18 protein-coding genes are annotated in these 18,550 nt (G+C 62.5%); 5 read left to right on the forward strand and 13 right to left on the reverse strand.

Going from position 1 to position 18,550, the window contains the following annotated elements:
- Positions 1-44: 44 nt before the first annotated feature.
- Positions 45-1,298 carry a Zn-dependent hydrolase gene (locus FHT69_RS00600; RefSeq protein WP_183904759.1) on the reverse strand — a complete coding sequence of 418 codons (1,254 nt, stop codon included), beginning with the start codon at positions 1,296-1,298 and terminating at the stop codon, positions 45-47.
- Between the two features lie 301 nt (positions 1,299-1,599).
- Here FHT69_RS00600 and FHT69_RS00605 point away from each other — a divergent pair, with 301 nt between their 5' ends.
- On the forward strand, positions 1,600-2,250 hold the full coding sequence (locus tag FHT69_RS00605; RefSeq protein WP_025570386.1) for a TetR family transcriptional regulator C-terminal domain-containing protein: 651 nt from the start codon (positions 1,600-1,602) through the stop codon (positions 2,248-2,250).
- Positions 2,251-2,253: 3 nt separating this feature from the next.
- Here FHT69_RS00605 and FHT69_RS00610 read toward each other — a convergent pair whose 3' ends face one another.
- From FHT69_RS00610 to FHT69_RS00620, 3 genes are all read right to left on the reverse strand, one after another.
- Complete coding sequence (locus FHT69_RS00610) at positions 2,254-4,821, reverse strand: HWE histidine kinase domain-containing protein (RefSeq protein WP_183904760.1); 2,568 nt, start codon at positions 4,819-4,821, stop codon at positions 2,254-2,256.
- Positions 4,818-5,384 carry a biliverdin-producing heme oxygenase gene (locus tag FHT69_RS00615; RefSeq protein ID WP_183904761.1) on the reverse strand — a complete coding sequence of 189 codons (567 nt, stop codon included), beginning with the start codon at positions 5,382-5,384 and terminating at the stop codon, positions 4,818-4,820. The genes FHT69_RS00610 and FHT69_RS00615 overlap by 4 nt, the downstream gene beginning before the upstream one ends.
- A 158-nt stretch (positions 5,385-5,542) precedes the next feature.
- Positions 5,543-6,442 carry a LysR family transcriptional regulator gene (locus tag FHT69_RS00620; protein ID WP_168333386.1) on the reverse strand — a complete coding sequence of 300 codons (900 nt, stop codon included), beginning with the start codon at positions 6,440-6,442 and terminating at the stop codon, positions 5,543-5,545.
- Between the two features lie 101 nt (positions 6,443-6,543).
- Between FHT69_RS00620 and FHT69_RS00625 the strand changes: the two genes are divergently transcribed.
- Positions 6,544-7,566, forward strand: a complete 1,023-nt coding sequence (locus FHT69_RS00625; RefSeq protein WP_168333385.1) for a zinc-dependent alcohol dehydrogenase family protein — start codon at positions 6,544-6,546, stop codon at positions 7,564-7,566.
- Between the two features lie 104 nt (positions 7,567-7,670).
- Here the strand turns inward: FHT69_RS00625 and FHT69_RS00630 are convergent, their stop codons facing one another.
- Entirely contained in the window at positions 7,671-8,081 is a 411-nt protein-coding gene (locus tag FHT69_RS00630; protein WP_063474401.1) for a rhodanese-like domain-containing protein, read from the reverse strand.
- 71 nt (positions 8,082-8,152) lie between these two features.
- Here FHT69_RS00630 and ftrA point away from each other — a divergent pair, with 71 nt between their 5' ends.
- A complete protein-coding gene (gene ftrA, locus FHT69_RS00635) occupies positions 8,153-9,154 on the forward strand; it encodes a transcriptional regulator FtrA (RefSeq protein WP_063474402.1) in 1,002 nt (333 codons plus the stop codon).
- A gap of 69 nt (positions 9,155-9,223) precedes the next feature.
- Here ftrA and preA read toward each other — a convergent pair whose 3' ends face one another.
- The 4 genes from preA to FHT69_RS00655 form a co-directional block, all read right to left on the reverse strand.
- Positions 9,224-10,537, reverse strand: a complete 1,314-nt coding sequence (gene preA, locus FHT69_RS00640) for an NAD-dependent dihydropyrimidine dehydrogenase subunit PreA (RefSeq protein ID WP_047618719.1) — start codon at positions 10,535-10,537, stop codon at positions 9,224-9,226.
- 15 nt (positions 10,538-10,552) lie between these two features.
- Positions 10,553-11,914 carry an NAD(P)-dependent oxidoreductase gene (locus FHT69_RS00645; RefSeq protein ID WP_132573195.1) on the reverse strand — a complete coding sequence of 454 codons (1,362 nt, stop codon included), beginning with the start codon at positions 11,912-11,914 and terminating at the stop codon, positions 10,553-10,555.
- A gap of 408 nt (positions 11,915-12,322) precedes the next feature.
- Positions 12,323-13,318 carry a sensor histidine kinase gene (locus FHT69_RS00650; RefSeq protein WP_047618776.1) on the reverse strand — a complete coding sequence of 332 codons (996 nt, stop codon included), beginning with the start codon at positions 13,316-13,318 and terminating at the stop codon, positions 12,323-12,325.
- Positions 13,319-13,508: 190 nt separating this feature from the next.
- Entirely contained in the window at positions 13,509-14,303 is a 795-nt protein-coding gene (locus FHT69_RS00655; protein ID WP_047618726.1) for a response regulator, read from the reverse strand.
- Positions 14,304-14,559: 256 nt separating this feature from the next.
- Here FHT69_RS00655 and FHT69_RS00660 point away from each other — a divergent pair, with 256 nt between their 5' ends.
- The gene (locus FHT69_RS00660) at positions 14,560-14,766 is read left to right on the forward strand and encodes a NepR family anti-sigma factor (RefSeq protein ID WP_024319398.1); all 207 of its coding nucleotides are present in this window, start codon (positions 14,560-14,562) and stop codon (positions 14,764-14,766) included.
- Positions 14,767-14,775: 9 nt separating this feature from the next.
- Positions 14,776-15,333, forward strand: a complete 558-nt coding sequence (locus tag FHT69_RS00665) for an RNA polymerase sigma factor (RefSeq protein WP_007630757.1) — start codon at positions 14,776-14,778, stop codon at positions 15,331-15,333.
- A 383-nt stretch (positions 15,334-15,716) separates the two neighbouring features.
- Here the strand turns inward: FHT69_RS00665 and FHT69_RS00670 are convergent, their stop codons facing one another.
- The 4 genes from FHT69_RS00670 to FHT69_RS00685 all read right to left on the reverse strand — a co-directional run bounded on the left by FHT69_RS00670 (position 15,717) and on the right by FHT69_RS00685 (position 18,548).
- Positions 15,717-16,118, reverse strand: coding sequence for a hypothetical protein (locus FHT69_RS00670; RefSeq protein ID WP_132573193.1), 402 nt, complete (start codon positions 16,116-16,118; stop codon positions 15,717-15,719).
- A gap of 9 nt (positions 16,119-16,127) precedes the next feature.
- Positions 16,128-16,472, reverse strand: a complete 345-nt coding sequence (locus FHT69_RS00675; RefSeq protein WP_132573191.1) for a DUF883 family protein — start codon at positions 16,470-16,472, stop codon at positions 16,128-16,130.
- 147 nt (positions 16,473-16,619) lie between these two features.
- On the reverse strand, positions 16,620-17,414 hold the full coding sequence (locus FHT69_RS00680) for a heme ABC transporter ATP-binding protein (protein WP_132573189.1): 795 nt from the start codon (positions 17,412-17,414) through the stop codon (positions 16,620-16,622).
- Positions 17,415-17,438: 24 nt separating this feature from the next.
- Complete coding sequence (locus tag FHT69_RS00685; RefSeq protein ID WP_183904762.1) at positions 17,439-18,548, reverse strand: FecCD family ABC transporter permease; 1,110 nt, start codon at positions 18,546-18,548, stop codon at positions 17,439-17,441.
- Positions 18,549-18,550 lie beyond the last annotated feature (2 nt).

Consider the following 18,550-nt stretch of genomic DNA (forward strand, 5'->3'; position numbering starts at 1 on the left):
CCCATTCCTTAATGATTTGAAAGGCGAGCTTCGCGGCGATTACCTCACACCACGATCTCCGCCGTCTCGACCACCGCATGGAACAGCACGTCGGCTCCAGCCGTCGCCCATTCCTTGGAAATCTCCTCGGCCTCGTTGTGAGAGAGACCACCCACGCACGGGCACATGACCATCGTCGCAGGTGCAACCTTGGCGGCCCAGCAGGCGTCGTGGCCGGCGCCGGAGATGATGTTCATGTGGCTGTAGCCGAGCCTCTCGGCGGCATCGCGCACCGAGGTGACCAGTTTCGGATCGAAGGTGATCGGCTCGAAGTGGCCGATTGCCTCGATGGAACAGCCGACGCCGAGCGCATCGGTGATCTCGGGCGCCTTCGCCTCGATCTTGGCCCGCATCCGGTCGAGCTTCTCCTTGTCGGGCGAGCGGATGTCGACGGTGAAGACGACCTTGCCCGGCAGCACGTTGCGGGAATTCGGCGAGAAGAACACCTGGCCGACACCGCCGACGGCGCCCGGCTGTTCGCCCATCGCCACACTCTGGACCATTTCCAGGATGCGGGCCATGGCGAGGCCGGCATTGACGCGCAGGTTCATCGGCGTCGAACCGGTATGGGCTTCCTTGCCGGTCAGCGTGAATTCCAGCCACCACAGGCCCTGGCAATGGGTGACGACGCCGATCTGCTTTTCCTCGGCCTCGAGGATCGGCCCCTGCTCGATGTGATATTCGAAATAGGCATGCATCTTGCGGGCGCCGACCTCTTCGTCGCCGACCCAGCCGATGCGCTTCAGCTCGTCGCCGAACAGATTGCCATCCGGATCCCTGCGATTATAGGCAAAATCCAGGCTGTGCACGCCGGCAAAGACGCCCGACGCCAGCATGGCAGGCGCGAAACGGGCGCCTTCCTCATTCGTCCAGTTGGTGACGACAACAGGATGTTTGGTCTTGATGCCGAGATCGTTCATGGTGCGTACGACTTCGAGGGCCGCGAGCACGCCGAGCACGCCGTCATATTTGCCGCCGGTCGGCTGGGTGTCGAGATGCGAACCGACATAGACGGGCAGGGCATCGGGATCGGTGCCGGCGCGGGTGGCGAACATCGTGCCCATGCGGTCGACGCCCATGGTCAGGCCGGCCTCGTCGCACCATGTCTTGAAGAGGCCGCGTCCTTGCGCATCGGCATCCGTCAGCGTCTGGCGATTGTTGCCGCCGGCGATGCCGGGGCCGATCTTCGCCATGTCCATGAGACTGTCCCAGAGACGGTCGCCATTGACGCGCATGTTCTCGCCTGGTGCTGCCACCATTTCCTATGCCCTCACCTGTTTGCGGCAGTCATGCAAAGGGCATGCCTGCCTGTTCCCGTGGTCTATTCCTGCGCTTCTTATTGGTTTTGTCGAGCGCCGGAAAATCGCCAGTTGCCTTTGTTTTTCATCTGGCGGATAATTTGACCGATTGGTAAACATTACAACTTCCACCGCCGGGCTCAAGACGAAAATCACGAAAATCGCCGATAAAAATACGGGCAGTTGCTCAACAAAGCGGCAGGAGGTGTCTCCGGGCAAAACTTGAGCGAAGAAGTTGAATTTCAAGGGGAAATAACAGCCTGTGACCATACCGAGAGCAGCGAAAACCCTGAGGCGGACGCGAATCCAGGAGGAGAAGGAAGAGCAGATCCTGGAGGCGGCGCTCGACGTGTTTTCGGCAAGCGGCTTCCGCGGCTCGACCATCGACCAGATCGCCGAAGTGGCCGGCATGTCGAAACCCAATCTGCTCTATTACTTCCGCACCAAGGAAGCCATGCACCGCGCGCTGATCGACCGGGTGCTCTACACCTGGCTGGAGCCGCTGCGGGCCTTCGACGCCGAGGGCAATCCCGAGGAGGAAATCCGCAGTTACATCAGACGCAAGCTGGAGATGGCCCGCGATTTTCCGCGCGAGAGCCGGCTTTTCGCCAATGAGGTGCTACAGGGCGCGCCGCATATCGAGGACGAGCTGAAGGGGCCGCTGAAGGAACTGGTCGACGAGAAGGCGGAGGTCATCCGCGCCTGGGCGAAAGCCGGCAAGATCGTCAAATGCGACCCCTACCACCTGATCTTCTCCATCTGGTCGACGACGCAGCATTACGCAGATTTCGACGTCCAGGTGCGGGCCGTGCTCGGACAGGAGCATTCCGGTGAGGGCCGCTTCGAGGATGCGGCGCGGTTTCTGGAGCAGCTCTTCATCGGCGGGCTGCGACCGGATCGTTCCGAGACCTGAGGTCTATTGCCTTTTAGGAAGCGGCACGCGGCCCAGTATGTCCGTCATGCCTTCCATCGTATAGGGCTTCTGCAGCACAGGTGCGTCCGAATGGCTGTTCGCCTGGGCGATGCCTTCCCCATAACCTGTGGCAAAAATGAAGGGCACGCCGTCAGCTGCCAGCCGGTCGGCGATCCCGAAACTCGTCTCATCGCCGAGATTGACATCGAGAAGCGCCAGATCGAAGGACCGGCCAGCCAGGATTTCCATCGCCTCGCTGACACTTGGCGCCGTTGCCACCTCGGCGCCGAGCCGGCGTAGGATGTCCTCGCCATCCATGGCGATGATCAGGTTGTTTTCCACCAGCAGAACATTCAGGCCGGAGAGTGGCTGATCGTCGGCAATCGTCTTGCGATCGGCCGCTCCGACCGGAGCCGGCTTTGACGATTCGCTCGTCGGGCCGACGACATGTCGCGCCGGAATGCAGAAATCCGCCTCGAGCCCGTCCTTGGCGTAGCGGACCTCCGCCTTGCCGCCAAGGTCATAGGGAATCGAGCGGCGGATGATGGTCGAACCGAAGCCGTGGCGTTTGGGTTCGATGACGGGCGGGCCGTCTTTTTCGTGCCAGTCAATGTGCAGATTGCCTTCGTCGTCGCGCCGCCAGCCGAGTTCGACGGTGCCGCTGCCGTTGCCGGAAAGACTGCCGTATTTGGCGCTGTTGGTCATCAGCTCATGGAAAACAAGGGCGGCGGTGGAGAATGCCTGCGGTTCCAGCAGTACGTCCTCGCCGCTCATCCGGATGCGTTGTGCGTTTTTCCCGAGATAGGCGGCTGTTTCTGCCAGCAGCAATTGCCGGAGCGAAGCGGGCGCCCAGTGGTCGCGGGTGATCTGGTCATGGGCTCGTGCGAGCGACTGGATGCGGCCCTCGAGCTGGCGGATGTAGTCGCCAAGGCTGACGGAGGTTGCCTGCGACTGCCGGACGATCCCGGTGATGAGGCTCAATATGTTGCGGACACGGTGGTTCAGTTCGGCGATCAGCAGTTCCTGGCGCTCGTTTGCCGTCTGGCGCGCCATGCTGACCTCGTCGGTCAGGCGCAGCACCACCTCGATCAATGTAACGCGGATGGTTTCGGCGACGCGGTGCTCGGCTTCGGTGAAGGGCAGCGAGCGGCCGCGCACCAGTTCAGACCAGGCTTCGAAACTCTTGCGCGGCGTCAGCCGCGGGCCGTTGGGGCCGTACTCCACCGGCTTGTACGGGTCGCCGCCCCAGCGGACGGTGCGCACCAATTCCTGACGGAAAAGCACGACATAATCGCGCGGCGAACGCGAGATGGGGATGGCGAGCATGCCCGCCACCGCGTCGTCGACCTCAAGATCCGGATAGGCTTCTGCGAACCTGTCCACGGCATAGATGCGGCCGGCGGCATTGCGGTTGAGGTGGCGGACGAGGGCTGTGAAGCCTCTCTCGTCCGGCCCGATGCCGGCAAGTGCCAGCCGGCCGTTGATCCAGACGCCGATGCCGTCGGCAGGAATGGCGTCGGCAAGCGCCTCGATCAGCCAGGCGGGATCGTCGAGCAGGCTTGCATTGTCCGCCACGGAGGTGAGGAGCCGGTCGGCGATGCGGCGCGCCTTGGTCTCGTATTCGAGAGCCTGCCGCCGTTCGCGGCTTTCAAGGCGCGAAGCAAACATCTGGCCGAAGAGTTCGGCAGTAGAGCGGCTTTGGGCCGAAGGCAGACGCGGGCCGTAATGATGGCAGGCAAACAGGCCCCAGAGCCTGCCGTCGACGACGATCGATATGGAGAGCGAGGCGCCAACGCCCATGTTTTTCAAATATTCGATATGGATCGGCGAGACCGAACGCAAGACCGACATGGAAAGATCGAGCGGCTGGCCGTGTTCGTCGAGCGGCGGAAGGATCGGGACCGGGACGGCGTCGACATCGGCAATGATGCGGAACAGGTTGCGCAGATAAAGCGCGCGTGCCTGCACCGGAATGTCGGAAGCCGGGTAGTGCAGCCCGAGAAACGAGCCGATCCCGGCCCGGGCGGCTTCCGCCACGACTTCGCCGGAACCGCTTTCATCGAAACGGTAGACCATGACCCGATCGAAGCCGGTGAGGGCGCGCGCCTGTCTTGCTCCTTCGCGGAAAAAAGCCTCCATTGTTTCCGTGTGATCGAGGCGGGACATCATGCTGCGCATCGAGAGGGAAGCGGCGTCGCGCCTATCTTCCTGGCAGCGCTCGCCTTCGATGATGACCTGACCTTCGTTCAGATGCACGGCAACGTCGAACCTGTTTTGATCGGGCGTCAGAGCAATGCCGAAAATGCGCTCGACGACGTCGGAGCTGCGCAACGTGGTCAGCTTGTTGCGGACCGTGTGGAGTGCTTCAGGGGTGATCAGGGAGACAATGGGACGGCCGATCGCGTCGGTCTGCGCAACACCGAGGAACTCCACCAGATTTGTAGAGGCGCGCGTGACAATCCAGTCTGAGGATACCGCCAAGAGAAAGCCGAAGGGTTGAACCGAGCCGAGCTGGTGTATCGGCTCACGGTCGCAATTGGTGAGATCGACGGGTTCGTGCGTGCCGCTCATTGGACAGCTTCCGTGGGGACCGCTTCCATCGGGGCCGCTTCCAGCGTGAGTTGCCCGGCTTTGAGGAAGAGGTCGAAGACATCGCGGGCAGCGGTTATGGCAGCGGCGGGATCGTCCACGTTGCTCCCGTCAAGACGATCCATGAAGAGCCGCATGGCGCCCTTCGGGCCTTGGGGGCTCAGGTAGCTGCCGGGCAAGTGATCAGGGATGGCCTTGGCGAGCAGGGCGCCGCCGAGCTTGGAGCCTTCAAGGACGTAGGCAGCCCCCCAGACCGCCGCGTCGCAATGCAATGCCGGTTGCGGAAGGAGCGGGGGCAATCGATCGTCGAGCGCCCTTATGTCGGCAGCGAGCAGGTGCGCGCGCCTTCTTTCCGGCCAGTCGGGGAGCAGGCGGGCGATTCCGGCTTGCTCAAGCGCATGTTCGACCGATGGTACGACCTGGGCATGGGCGCGCAGGAAGGCCTTGTAATCCTGGGGGCGTGAGAGGTTGAAACTGCCGAAGAGAGTGTCGACCGCGGCGTGGCAATCTGCTGTTTGTGCGCGGAGGGCGCTGCGAAGTGACATGCTGACCGTGTTCCGAGTGATATGGCGTGCGCTATGAGGGGCGACGAACTAGCGATATACTGCGGTATCGAGTTATTTCCAGAGAAACGGCTAGGAATAACATAGGTTTCTCGCCTGCTGGTGGCTGCAATCCGCCATTGGCGATCAGCACCCAACGTTCAGCCCATCATTGCGGGCAGTCTGGCGGCGAGCGTGTCGATCGCGAGCCTCACCTTGGGCAGCATGACCGGGGAGCGTAGCCAGATGGCATGGGCATCGAAGACATTGGCCGGTTCGTGTTTCAGCACCTGAATGAGCCGGCCTGCCAGCACCTGCTCGCGTACCAGCCAGCAAGGCAGCCAGGCCAGGCCGCGCCCGGCGACGGCCGCATCGGAAATCGACGCGAGGTCGTCGAGCCGCAGCCGTGCCTTCGGCTGCATCCGCCGTCCGGGATCGGCTGCAGTGGGGAATATCCACCCTTTGTCGTTATCGCCCCGCCTGTAAACGATGCCTTCATGCAGCGGAATATCGGAGATCGCCTGCGGCGCGCCATATCGTTCCAGATAGGCGGGCGATGCGCAGACGGTCATGCGCTGGCGGGCGATCGCCCGGGCCATCAGATCCGGATTGTCCTTCAGCGGTCCGTTGCGGATGGCAAGGTCGAAGCCGTCCTCGAGCAGGTCGACGATCCGGTCGCTGAAGGATAGGTCGAGTTCGAGATCCGGATGTTCATCGAGCAGGCTTGCGAGGATCGGCGCGATGCAATGGCGGCCGAAAAGCACGGGCATGGAGATGCGCAACCGGCCGCGCACATCACGCCGGCCGGATTCCAGCATGGCTTCCCCGAGGCGGATTTCCTCGACCGCTCGCAGGCAGCGCTCGTAGAAGAAACGGCCTTCCTCGGTCAGGCTCTGCATGCGCGTCGTGCGGTTGAAAAGCCGAACGCCGAGACGCTGTTCCAGACGTGCGATCGTCTTGCCGACGGCCGAGCGTGTGAGGTGGAGCCGCTCGGCGGCAGCCGAAAAGCCGCCTGCCTCGACGGCTTCGACAAAAATCGAGATCCCTTTCAGCTGTTCCATTTGTTTCCTTTTTGGAACCATTTTGGTGAATTAATATCGCAACTGGCGCGAAATATTCAACGATATGTTTTCGCTCCCTGCAATGGACAAGGAGCAAGACAATGCAGACAACACGGCAATGGCAGATCGATGCGGTTGGATCGGAGCACAATCTCACGGTCGGCGAGCGGAGGCTCGAACCGGTTTCGGGAAACAGGATCCTGGTCCGGACGGAAGCTGTCTCGCTCAATTTCCGCGACCGGCTGGTGATGGAGAGCGGCATGGGATTGCCGCTGCAATTTCCCTTCGTGCCGGCCTCCGATATGGCGGGGGTCGTGGAGACGGTCGGGCCTGAGGTCACCCGTTTCAAGCCGGGCGACCGGGTCATTTCGACCTTTTCGCCCGACTGGATCGACGGACGCGGGTTGGGCGATGCCCGCACGCCGCCTTACAAGACACGCGGCGGCGTCTATCCCGGCGTCCTTTCCCAATACACCGTTCTGTCGGAGGAATGGTATTCGCGCGCACCCGATACGCTCGATGCAGCACAGGCGAGCACCTTGCCCTGCGCCGGGCTGACTGCCTGGTTCGCCTTGATCGAACGCGGTGGTCTGAAGGCCGGTGACAAGGTGCTGGTGCAAGGCACCGGCGGCGTGGCGCTTTTCGGCCTGCAGATCGCCAAGGCGCACGGCGCCGAGGTCTTCATCACCTCAGGCAGCGCGGAGAAGCTCGAGCGCGCCGTTGCTCTCGGCGCCGATCACGCGATCAACCGCCGCGAGGGCGACTGGGTTGAGCAACTCTACCAACTGACCGGCGGCTATGGCGCCGACCACGTGCTTGAGATCGTCGGCGGCCCGCATCTCGACCTGGCACTGAAAGCGGTGGCGATCAATGGCCGCATTTCCGTGATCGGCGTGCTCGAAGGCTTCGAAGTCTCCGGCCAGGCCGCTCCGCTGCTGCTCAAGGCGCCTGTCGTGCAGGGCATTTCCGTCGGCCATCGCCGCGCGCTGGAAGACCTGGTGCGGGCAGTCGACCAGACCGGGCTGAAGCCCGTGATCGACAAGCGCTATGCCTTCGACGAATTCCCGCAGGCGCTCGATCATCTCTATCGCGGGCCCTTTGGCAAGGTGGTCGTCGAGTTCTGACGGTCGCGATCTTCCGTTCGATTAAGTTATGCGGCCATTCAAAGGGCGACAGCGCCGGGCATCTGAAAAGACGCGCGGCGCTGCCGGCGGAGAAGGGAGGCTGCTCAGGCCGCGGCTGGAACGCCTTGTTCGAAGGTGAAGCGTTCATCGGCCCAGCCGGTCATGCCGCCGATCATCAGTTTCACGGACAGGCCGAGGCGGGAGAGGCGAAGTGCGGCCTTATCAGCGCCGTTGCAATGCGGGCCGGCGCAATAGACGACGAAGAGCGTGTCGGAAGGCCAGGCCGACATGCGGTGCGCCGTCATCTTGCCATGCGGCAGGTTGATGGCGCCGGGAATGTGGGACTGTGCAAAGAGCGTCGGCGAGCGTACGTCGAGAAGAACGAAATCGACCTTGCCAGATGCAAAGGCTGCGTGGACGTCGGAGCAATCGGTCTCGAAGGCAAGCTTGGCGGCAAAATGGGCAGCGGCGATATCAGCAGCGGCGGCGGGGATGTCTGCGACGGGGCTTGGCATTTGCGATTTCCTTTTTGGTTCGAATTGCAGCCTGGTATCGCCGATGCTAAAGCTCTGCGAAATTGGCCATCATGACTGACAGCGTAAAGATCATGCCAAACTCCTCGCCGCAGCAGACGAAAGGACCGCTGGTCGCAGCGCTTGCCTATGACGGGCTCTGCACTTTCGAATTCGGCATCGTCTATGAGGTCTTCGGCCTGCCACGCCCGGAGATGGGGGAGGATTGGTATCGCTTCTCGGTCTGCGGCATCGAACCGGGGCCGCTTCGCGCCGCCGGAGGGCTGACGGTCGCCGTCGACAAGGGCCTGGAGGTGCTCGATGAGGCGGACCTGATCGTCGTGCCCGGCTGGCGGGCGATCGATGCGCCGGTGCCGGCACCCCTCGCGAGAGCACTGACGGCAGCGCATCAGCGCGGCGCGCGCATCATGTCGCTCTGCTCGGGCGTTGCAGTTCTTGCCGGATCGGGACTGCTTGCCAACCGCAGGGCGACAACACATTGGCGCTATGTCGCCACGATTGCCGCGCGTTATCCCGACATCACGCTCGATGCCGACGTTCTCTACATGGACGAAGGCAGCCTGCTGACGGCGGCAGGCAGTGCTGCCGGCATCGATCTCTGCCTGCATGTGGTGCGCGGCGATTTCGGTTCGGAGGCGGCAAACAGCGTCGCCCGCCGGCTGGTCGTGCCACCGCATCGCGAAGGCGGACAGGCGCAATTCATTCGCGCGCCGGTTCCCGAGGAGCGCGAGGGCATCCGCTTGGGGCCGCTGATCGAATGGATGCGCGAAAGCCTTTCCGAGGACCAGCCGATCAGCCTGCTTGCCAAAAGAGCCGGTATGAGCATGCGCACCTTTCAGCGGCGCTTCGAAGCGACGACGGGTCTCAGCGTCGGCGAATGGCTGCTGACGGAGCGGCTGCGCCATGCCCGCGATCTGCTGGAGAGGGAACTTGCCGTTTCGCTCGACGATATCGCCGTCGCCAGCGGCTTTGGAACACTGGCGACGATGCGGCATCATTTCCGCAGGCGGCTCGGGACGAGCCCCAATGCCTATCGGAAGTCGTTCGGCGGTTAAATTGGCCCGAGGCTTCGAACGTTACTGGCAAGACTGCAACGCCGCGGATTTCCGCGGCGTTGCAAATCCCTATTCCGCCGCCTGGCGTGCCATCGGGTTGTTCGGGTGCGTCGTCCAGTTGGCATAGTTCGGGTCGACGACGCGGCCGGTGCGCTTGTCGAGGGTGCCGGCGGGAAGCTGCTCCATGGTGATGCAGTTCTCGACCGGGCAGACGCTGACGCAGAGATTGCAGCCGACGCATTCCTCGTCCATCACCTCGAAATGACGAGCGCCGTTGACGAAGTTGGTGATTGCCTGGTGCGAGGTATCCTCGCATGCGATGTAGCAGCGGCCGCACTTGATGCAGGCGTCCTGGTCGATCTTGGCCTTGGCGATGTAGTTGAGGTTCAGATACTGCCAGTCGGTGACGTTGGGCACGGCGCGGCCGGTAATGTCGTCGAGGTTGCGGTGGCCTTTTTCGTCCATCCAGTCGGAGAGGCCCGTGATCATCTCCTGGACGATCTTGAAGCCGTAGGTCATCGCCGCTGTGCAGACCTGGACGTTGCCGGCGCCGAGAACGAGGAATTCGGCCGCGTCCCGCCAGGTGGTGATGCCGCCGATGCCTGAGATCGGCAGGCCGTAGGTTTCGGGATCACGGGCGATCTCGGCCACCATGTTGAGCGCGATCGGCTTGACCGCCGGGCCGCAATAACCGCCGTGGCTGCCCTTGCCGCCAACCGTCGGGTTGGGGGCGAAGTTGTCGAGATCGACGGAGACGATCGAATTGATCGTGTTGATCAGCGAGACGGCATCGGTGCCGCCCGCCTTGGCGGCGCGGGCGGGGCGGCGGACATCGGTGATGTTGGGCGTCAGCTTGGTGATGACGGGCATCCGGGTGTACTGCTTGCACCAGCGCACGACCATTTCGATATATTCCGGCACCTGGCCGACCGCGGAACCCATGCCGCGCTCGGACATGCCGTGCGGACAGCCGAAATTGAGCTCGATGCCGTCGGCGCCGGTCTCTTCGACCAGCGGCAGGATCGCCTTCCAGGCCTGCTCCTCGCAGGGTACCATGATCGAGGCGATCAGCGCCCGGTCCGGCCAGTTCATCTTCACCTGCTTCATTTCCCGCAGGTTGGTATAGAGGTCGCGGTCGGTGATGAGCTCGATGTTGTTCAGCCCCAGCAGGCGGCGGTCGGCGCCCCAGATCGCGCCGTAGCGCGGGCCGTTGACGTTAACGACAGGCGGGCCTTCCTCGCCCAGCGTCTTCCAGACCACGCCGCCCCAACCGGCCTTGAAGGCACGCTCGACGTTGTAGGCCTTGTCGGTCGGCGGCGCCGACGCCAGCCAGAACGGGTTCGGGGACTTGATGCCGACGAAATTATTGCGGAGATCAGCCATTGTTCATTCTCCCCTTCATGCAACCGCGACAGCCGGAGCGGCGGCCGCGGTGAGGGTGCGGTGGATGGATTCAGCCGCGTCGCGACCGTGGGCGACGGCGGAAACCGTGAGGTCGTCGCCGCCGAAGACGCAGTCACCACCGGCCCAGACGCCGTCGAGCGAGGTATGGCCTTCGCCATCGACGGCGATGCGGCCGCTTTCCATGCGCAGCGAACCGAGACCGGAGGCGTCAAACGTCTGGCCGATCGCCTTGAAGATCTGGTCGGCGGCAATGACGCCCGTTTCGCCGGTGCCGACCAGGCGGCCTTCGAGAAGCTTGGTATATTCCACTTCGATGGCGGCGACTTTGCCGTCCTGCGACAGGATCGATTTCGGCGCCAGCCAGTGGCGGATGATGACGCCCTTGGAGCTTGCCAGATCCTGCTCGAATTCCGAAGCGTTCATGTGTTCCTTGCCACGGCGGTAACAGATCGTCACCTCCTCGGCGCCAAGCAGCTTCGCCTGCACGGCAGCGTCGATCGCCGTCATGCCGCCGCCAAGGACGACGACGCGGCGGCCGACGGCGATTTCGCTCTTGTTTTCAGCCTGACGCAGTGCCGCGATGAAATCGACGGCGTCGTCGACGCCTGCGAGGTTCTCGCCCTCGATGCGCAGCGCGTTGACGCCGGCAAGGCCGATACCGAGGAAGACGCCGTCATATTGGGCCTGCAGATCGGCAAGCGAGAAATCGCGGCCGAGAAGCTGCCCATGCCGGACCTCGATGCCGCCGATCGAGAGGATGTAGTCGACTTCCTTCTGGGCGAAATCGTCGACCGTCTTATAGGTGGCGATGCCGTATTCGTTGAGGCCGCCGGATTTTTCCCTGGCATCATAGATGACGACGGAATGGCCTTTCACGGCCAGGCGATGGGCGGCGGCAAGGCCGGCTGGGCCTGCGCCGACGACGGCGATCGTCTTTCCGGTCGGTTCGGCCCTGGCATAGAACTGCTTGCCGGCCTGCATGGCGGCATCTGTCGCATAACGCTGCAGGCGGCCGATCTCGACGGGCCGCTCTTCGGCCGTGTTGCGCACACAGGCCTGTTCGCAGAGTTCTTCGGTGGGACAGACGCGGGCGCACATGCCGCCAAGGATGTTCTGATCGAAGATCGTCTTTGCCGAGCCGATCGGATTGCCCGTCGAAATCTGGCGGATGAACAGCGGAATGTCGATCGAGGTGGGACAGGCCGTCATGCACGGCGCGTCATAACAGAAATAACAGCGGTCGGCGGCGACCAGCGCCTCGTGATTGTCGAGGCGCGGATGCAGATCGGAAAAATTAGCCTCATACTCGGCGGGCGAAAGCCGGCCAGCATGAATCCCAGTTTCCAGTCGTTCCATTGAAGTTCCCTCATTATTGGTAAACGGCCTGTGAGGGAAAGCGTAACTCAGGTTTAAAAATTTATCAAACGGTAAAATTTTGACGGTTTTCTCTTGCTGGATGCCAAGTAATCAATTGTTTTTATTGGAAGAATTTATCTGGTCCGCATTCGTGAAATGGCTGGACGCGCCCCGCGCCAAGGGCATCGGAAAAAAGATTCAAAAAAGTCGAATTTTTTTCCGATCGGAGGGAACCAAAGTTTGATGTCGCCGTTATTGCGATATCCGGATGGTGATCGCATCGACCCAACATGCGCGCCCCCAACCCACTATCCGGACGTACTCACGGTCCCCTCCCGGTGAGTGAAGACAGCCGGTGCGCCGCCCTCGCACCGGCTGTTTTTCCGTTTGGCGCCTATTTCCAGGCTTTCACACGCGTTTGAAGATCTCGAATTCGGTTTCCGGAATGGTCAGGCGATACTCGATGCGGCCGGGAACGAGTTTCAGCTCCGCCTTGCCATTGACCGACGAAGGCACGACCCGTTCCAGCACGGTGCGGCCGAAGCTGTTGTCGCTGAATTCGTGGACTTCCGACTGATCATGAAGCACCTCCGCCCAAGCGACTTCGATCGCCTTCCTATCGCCGATTGCGGCTTCGCGGCAATTCAGCGTGATCGAGGCGGCGCCGCCTGATATCGCGCCGTAGGAGGCGGAGTTGACGATGAGTTCGTGGAGGGCGAGCCCGAGATGCACGGCGGCATTCGGCGTCAGATGCGCATTGATGCCATAGATCGGCATGGAGCCTGATGTTTCCGGCCAGTAGGGGGCGAACTGCTTTTCGGCGAGTTCGAAGAGATAGGCGCCGCGCCAGCTCGAATCCGTAATCAGATCCTGCGAGTTGGAAAGCGATTGCAGCCGTCCGCGGAATTTGAGGAGGAAGGTGTCGAGAGACAGCGTGTTGCGCGCGGTCTGCGTGGCAATCCCCTGGATGATGGCGAGAAGGTTCTTCGAGCGGTGTGAGAGTTCGCGCAGCAGCGATTTCAGCACTTTTTCGCGGTGCCGGCTTTCGGTCACTTCGGCCATGACGGAGAGAAGTCCGTGCGCGCCGCGTTCACCGGTGCGCTGGATCTTCAGTTCATAGGTGCGCCTTTCGCCGTCGACGTCGATCTCGACCTCGGCATTGTTGGGGATGCCGGTTTCCAGCACCTTGTGTTTCAGCGCTGTCAGATATCGCCCATGGGCGTCGCCGAAAAGGGCAGCGTCGCTGTTGCCGGGCATAAAGAGCGCTGCAAAATGCGGCGGCAGATTTTCGGCGTAGAAGATCGACAGCCGGGCGTCTTGGCAGAGGATTGAAATCCCGGCGCTGCCGAGCGCGCGTTCCATCATTGCGGCTTTGCCTTCGAAGGTGAAAGGCACGCCGGACAATGGTTCAGTCGTATTCACTCGACCGCCTTTCCTTGTGACATCTTGAACGTCGCTGAAGGGAGCGCCCTTCCAGACACCGCCTGTCAACTCTAGAACAAAGCGCTGCAAAAACCGTTAAAGCCACCGGAGTCCCGGTAGCACCGGAACGTATGCTTTGGCGATTTGGTTCCGAAGTCCGGAAAATTGCGTCTCAGGCGGCCACTCTGGTCGATTCGTTGAAGAAAAGAGCTTGGCTGATCAGTGCCTTGACCATGTCCGGATTGAAGGGCTTGGTGACAAGGAAAGTCGGCTCAGGGCGCTCGCCGGTCAGAAGCCGTTCAGGGAAAGCGGTGATGAAGATCACCGGCACGCTCGACGTCTTCAGGATGTCGTTGACTGCGTCGATACCGGAACTGCCGTCGGCAAGCTGGATGTCGGCCAGCACCATGCTCGGCTTGGTCTTATTGTAGAGCGCGACGGCTTCGGCATGCGTGCGGGCGATGCCGGTGACGCGATGGCCGAGGCTTTCGACCATCTGCTCAATATCCATGGCGATCAGCGGCTCGTCCTCGATGATCATGATATCGGTGGCGACCTGACGGGAAATTTCCTGCGAGGCCACGTCGAGCAGATGCATGACGTCCTGTTCCTCGGTTTCCAGGATATCGGCGATTTCGGCGACGCGAAAATTCTCCACAGAGGCGAGCAAAAAGGCCTGACGGGCACGAGGCGAAACCTTGGAAAGGTTCAGTGTGGCGCGTTGCTCCCAGGCATAGGGCGAAGTCGGCTCTGGAATCTGGACTGCGGTGGAACCAAACAGTTGCGTAAACAGTTTGTAGAGTGCGACCCGGTCGTTCGCCGTATCCGGGAAAATCGACAGATCGGCGATGATGGCTTCGAGGACGGCGGCGACATAGGCGTCGCCCGAAGTCTGGGTGCCGGTGAGGGCGCGGGAATAGCGACGCAGATAAGGAAGGTGCGGCGCAATTCGAGTAGAAAGTGTCATTAATGGCTCCTGCATACAGGCCGGCATTGGCTTCAATGAGCGGTTAACGTCGCCTTGCTAAAAAAGTTCCGGAACGGGAGGAACTTTTTTTGTCGCGCCGCATTATTCCAGCCGACAATGAAAGGGCGTAGCGTTTTGACCCATGCAACGGCAAATACTGGCGACATCGACACTGGAACGTTCGGAGTCGATGGTTGAAATCATGATTGATCCCCTGCACGCCCCTCTAACAGACAACCGGCGAGAAGACGAATTGATGACTACACGCAAGAAAGAGGCAGCCGATCAGCGAAAGCTGGAGCTGCGGGCAAGCGACATCCTGGACCCGAACAATCAGATCGGCGTCAGGTTGCGGTCGCTTTATGCGGCCGCACAGGATGAAGCGATTCCCGATCGTTTTCTCGACCTTCTCGAAAAGCTCGACCATGCTGAAATGATGGCTTCCGCCAAAATGGCCGAATAGGATCGCCGCATGGAAGATAAAGCGCAACCCAGCTTCAAGCGGGAACTGCTGGCGGCACTCCCCAGTCTTCGCGCCTTCGCGATCTCGCTCATCGGACGGCACGACCGTGCCGACGATCTCGTCCAGGACACCATCATGAAAGCCTGGGCCAAACAGGATCATTTCGAGATGGGCACCAATATGAAGGCCTGGCTCTTCACGATCCTGCGCAACGAACTCTACAGCCAGATGCGCAAGAGCGGCCGCGAGGTACAGGACAGCGACGGGCTGTTCACGGAATCGATGGCGATGCATCCCTCGCAATATGGCGCGCTCGATCTGCAGGACTTCAAAAAGGCGCTCGACCAGCTGCCGCCGGACCAACGCGAAGCGATCATCCTCGTCGGCGCCTCGGGCTTCTCCTATGAGGAGGCCGCCGAAATCTGCGGCTGCGCCGTCGGCACCATCAAGAGCCGCGTCAACCGGGCCCGCCAGCGACTGCAGGAATTGCTGCAGATATCAGGCGAGGCGGATTTCGGCCCCGACGCCACGTCGGCGCCGCTGACGTCGAAGGCCTTTGCCTTCTGACAAGAGTTATACTTGGGAGGAAGGCCGGCTGCCCCTTCGGGGCGCCGGCTTTTTTGCGTTCGTGGGAGTGTTAGAAGGGCGTGTATCCAAAAGTGGTGGATATTTGTCTAACGCGCACTACTGTTCGTCCCTCATTCCTGTGCTCGTCACAGGAATCCAGTGCGCCCAAGTCCTTGGGCGCGAAAGGTTTTTCCCACCTGCCGTGTCGGTTCATTCACCGCGCGGAACGCGCCGTAGCTGGATTCCTGTGACAAGCACAGGAATGAGGGAGAGCGAGGTGGGAGTCATGCCTAATCTTCCGCTGGTAATGTGAAGAGGAAATACTTTCCCCTCTCCATTCTCGTGACAGTTGCGGGATAGGAGCAGGTGGGTTGCCACCTCAATCAATCCTCGCGCTTCGAGCCCACCAGATTGGCCGCGACGATTGCCGCCAGGACGCCGGCGGTCAGGAGCGGCTGGGCGCGGACGAGGCCGAGCCCGACCGTTGCCAGCGATTCCAGTGCCGCGCGGCGTTCACGGGCGCGGCGCGCTTCCCGGGCGTTGATGACCGCCATCACCACCAGCGCGATGACGGCGATCAGCAGCGCGCAGGCGGCCAGGAAGAGGGCCGCGCCGACCGGGCCGTAGATGCCGGCGAGCCAGATGGCGCCGGCGGTGACGGCCAGCGCGTAGGCGGTGAGGAGGAAGAGCACGGCAAGCGCAATGAAGATGCCATTGCGCTTGGCGCGCGCAACGGTGCGGTGCACGCTTGCGCCCGTCAGCAGGCTGAGGATCGATAACAGCATCGCGCTTCCTCAGCGCCGGGCGAGGAAGGCGATGGCAAGGCCGAAAGCGGCTGCGGCGCCGATCGTTGCCAATGGATGCTTGCGCACGGTCTCGCGCATTTCGGTTGCGCCGCGCTCATAGCCGTGCTGCAATTCGCGCAGCAGATCCTCGCTTCGGCCGAGCAGTTCCTCGTAGCCGGCGCTGGCCTGGCCGCGGATTTTGTCGCCCTGGTGGCGTGAGCTCTTGCCAACGAGGCGGGTCAGTTCCGCGAGTTCGTCGCGTAACGCTTCGATCTGCTCCTCGATGCCGGATTCCAAATTGTGGAAGGTGCCGTTGCGGCGGCTGCGGCCGGACTGGAAGATAGAATAGCTCATGGCTGTCTCCATTGGCTGGGGCGCGCGCAAGCCCGCCTGTTTCGCACGTGGGTCACCACCGTCCGTTGCATGAATCAAATCGCCCGGCATTGACCCAGATCACTGCCGACAACGTGTCGCACGGTCAAAAGTTCCGTGCAGGCAGGCTCAGGGGCGGGAAACGGCGCTGTGGGCGAGTACGAAGGGGGTGCCGTCGGCCGGCACCTGATTGATCCGCAGCGCGCAGCCGAACACCGACAGCATCGTTTCGTCGTTCAGCACGTCACCGATGCTGCCGGCGGCGGCGAGGCGGCCGGATTTCATCAGCACGATGCGGTCGGCAAAGAGCGCCGTCAGGTTGAGATCGTGCATGACGGCGATGACACCGCCGCCGCGTTGGCAGAAGTTGCGGGCGAGCGTCATGATGGTCAGCTGGTGGCTGATGTCGAGGCTCGAGACCGGCTCGTCGAGCAGCAGCCAGCAGGGCTTGCCATCGACGACGGGCTCGGCGATCTGGCAGAGCACGCGGGCAAGCTGCACGCGCTGCTGCTCGCCGCCGGAGAGTTCCTGATAGAAACGGCCTTCGAAGCCGGTCAGGTCGACGGAGGCGAGCGCGGCCGCCGCCGTCTGCTCGGCCTTGTCGGGATGCAGGTTGAGACCCGATGTCAGGCCCATGCGGACGATCTCGCGCACGGTGAAGGGAAAGGAGATGGTGCTTGCCTGCGGCAGCACGCCGCGGATGGCGGCAAGCTGCCAGGGTTTCAACCCCTTGACCTCGTCGCCGCCGATGCGCACCGAGCCGCCATAGGCAAGTTCGCCGGAGATGGCTTTCATCGTCGTCGTCTTGCCGGAGCCGTTCGGTCCGGCAATCGCCGTCAGTTCGCCGGCCTTTGCGGTGAAGGCAACGTCGCTGATGATGGCCTTGCCGGAAAGGCGCACGGAGACGCCGGAAACTTCGATCATCTGAACGTCACTCACAACATCCGCTCACAGCGCAAGACGCGAACGCTGCCTCAGCAGGATCCACAGGAAGAACGGCCCGCCGACCGCCGCGGTGATGATGCCGATCGGCAGTTCGGCCGGCGCAACCAGGGTGCGCGCCAGGACATCCGCGAAGATCAGCAGCGAGCCGCCGAGAAGCGCTGCGGCCGGCAACAGGAAACGATGGTCCGGGCCGATCGCCATGCGCAGGATATGCGGCACGACGATCCCGACGAAACCGATGCCGCCGCTGACGGCGACGGACGCACCGGTCGCCGCGGCGACCCCGACGATCGCGACATTTTTCAGCCGTTGCACCGGCACGCCCATATGAAAGGCGGCCGCCTCGCCGAGCGTGATGGCATTGAGGCCGCGCGCCATGAAGGGCAGGGCGGTGAAGGACAACAGGATGATCGGGCCGGCCGCGGCGATCTTCGTCCATGTGGCGCCGGCAAGCGAGCCCATGCTCCAGAAGGTCAGGTCGCGCAGCTGCTGGTCGTTGGCCATGTAGATCAGCAGTCCTGTCATGGCGAGGGCAAGCGCGCCGAGTGCAATGCCGGCAAGCAGCATCGTTGCCACGGAGGTCTGGCCGTGACGGGTGGCGATCCTGTAGAGCAGCAGCGTCGTGACGAGACCGCCGCCGAAGGCGGCCGCCGGCAGAGCGTAGATGCCGAGAAGGGCTGCGAGCGGGGCTGCGATGCCGCCGCCGAGCACGATGATGGTGACTGCGCCGAGGCTTGCGCCGGAGGAGACGCCGACGAGGCCTGGATCGGCCAGCGGATTGCGGAACAGGCCCTGCATCACCGCACCGGAAACCGCGAGCGAGGCGCCGATCAGGAAGCCGAGGATCGCCCTGGGCAGGCGGATATCGAAGATGATGATCCGGTCACGCATGCTGAGCGCCGTCTCGGAGCCGGCCATGTTGCTGATAACGTCGAGGATCGAGGCATCTGAAGCGCCTGTCGTCACCGAAAACAGCATCGAGAAGACCGAGTCGGCGGCAAGCAGAACGATTGCCAGCAAGGCAAGCCGCGTCCGGTCGCCCGCCGGCTTGATTTCGCGCATGTCTGCCATCGAGACGTGTCGCCCTCGTTCCATGGCTTGCGGCAGGGCCATGA

It is taken from the genome of Rhizobium sp. BK008 (assembly GCF_014197345.1).
GTDB classification, from domain to species: Bacteria; Pseudomonadota; Alphaproteobacteria; order Rhizobiales; family Rhizobiaceae; genus Rhizobium; species Rhizobium anhuiense.